A 1,594-nucleotide genomic window follows, 5' to 3' on the forward strand; every position below is an offset into this window, starting at 1 on the left:
AGTGTCCGACACGTGCCTAACCCCGCTCGACTCAGCGGTCGGACAATCGCCGATCAACCCGCTGCGCTGAAGGTGGGATCTAAGCGCCGCTTACGATAGAGCAGTGCAATCGCTCTGATCACAAATCGCATCAGGCCGTATGTCCTCAGTGGGTCAGACCCGGAAGTGGCCGACAGCCAGATAGTCCGCTTTTCTTCAAGAGCGGATGCAGGACCAGACCGGGCAAACCTACGCTGCCGCTCGATCTTCCTTATCCGTACCACGCATCACTATCTTGAGCGCGTCATCCGGTAACGGTCGCTGGAGCGCTTTCGCCTCGTCCCATGGCGCGTTCATCCAAACGTCGCGCTCCTCGTCGGTCGTCAAGATCACGGGCATCGCCTTCGGATGGATCGGCTTTACCGCCGCGTTCGCCTCGGTGGTGAGAAAGCCGTAGACCTGATGCGGTCCCGCGATCGGCTTCGACTTGGTGCCTCGATCGCCAGTGAACGTCGTCCAGATGCCAGCGAACGCGAATAGCGGCCGGTCCTCATTGAGCGCGAACCACACCACGTCTTTCTTCTTCGTCTCTGGGTTGGACTCCGGCGCGTACTCAGCGAAGCTGTTGGCTGGGACCAAGCAGCGATTTTCGGGCTTGAGCCATCCGCGCCAGTGCGGCGATGAAGTGTTGCGGATGTTGGTGACCGGCGGGCCGCCCGTGCGGGGCGGTGGCGGCATGCCCCAGCGCATGGTCACCGTCTCGGTGCCTGCGTCTGAATTGCGGATCACCGGAGCCAGGTAGTCAGGGAACACGCCCGGCATCGGCGGCAGGTTGCCGACATAGCGGTTGATGACCCGGAACAGGGCGATGATCGCGGCTTGGTTGGTCGTGATGCTGTATAGGTTACAGATGTTCACCTCCTACGGATGAGCCTGCGCGTCGTCCGAGCAGTTAGCTGGGGTCCCGCCTGCACGGATGCACACCCTGAACAGCCACGGCTCGACGTAGCTGCCTTTCCATATCCCCCGGCCGGCTTGCTCAGCCTTGTTTTGGTCAGCACTGTATTTCCCCTTGGAGTATTCCGGCCAGTCCAGGGCGAGACCGTTCCGCACCAGCCAATCCCCGAGATCGGCCCCACCAACTGAGCACGTCGCGACCGTGCGCCCGTAACGGTCGAGACTCATCGGCGAGCAGTTCACCAATCGCCGAGCAATAAAGGTGTCAAGTTCGTTGGCGGCCCGTGCGCCACATCGGTATTGCTCGCTGTCATCGCCTCTGCACAGCTGCGTGCTCTCAGGGGCATCGATGCCCCAAAGACGGATGCGTATGCCGTGCATCTCTAAAGTATCGCCATCGATAATGTTGACCTGCCCGACGAAATCGTCTGCTGCGGCTGGGTTCACCAGGCCGAGCGCCAGAACCGCCGTGATTGTGCGCAGGTAATCGATTGAGCTGAGTTTCATGTCCAATCCGGGCAATCTCACCGCTCACCCGGCCACCAATACGACGGCGGTTCGCTCGCGGAAATCTTGGTGCGCCGAAGCGCGATCAAATGGCTGCGCTTATAGGGATAGCCGCGCACGTCCGAGCAATCCTTGCAGCGCATGTAGCGTT

General features: G+C 61.0%; 2 protein-coding genes. Both read right to left on the reverse strand.

Features of this window, described 5'->3' with window-relative positions; genetic code table 11:
* Positions 1-228: 228 nt before the first annotated feature.
* Positions 229-891 carry an SOS response-associated peptidase gene (locus tag F758_RS0142940; protein ID WP_024513502.1) on the reverse strand — a complete coding sequence of 221 codons (663 nt, stop codon included), beginning with the start codon at positions 889-891 and terminating at the stop codon, positions 229-231.
* A gap of 9 nt (positions 892-900) precedes the next feature.
* A complete protein-coding gene (locus F758_RS0142945; protein ID WP_024513503.1) occupies positions 901-1,443 on the reverse strand; it encodes a thermonuclease family protein in 543 nt (180 codons plus the stop codon).
* Between the last annotated feature and the right edge of the window lie 151 nt (positions 1,444-1,594).

Origin of the sequence: Bradyrhizobium sp. ARR65, from assembly GCF_000472385.1 — a bacterium.
GTDB lineage: Bacteria > Pseudomonadota > Alphaproteobacteria > Rhizobiales > Xanthobacteraceae > Bradyrhizobium.

What these genes read in the sequence shown, in the direction of transcription:
- F758_RS0142945 (WP_024513503.1), bottom strand. Translation starts at nt 1,443, where the DNA reads ATGAAACTCAGCTCAATCGATTACCTGCGCACAATCACGGCGGTTCTG.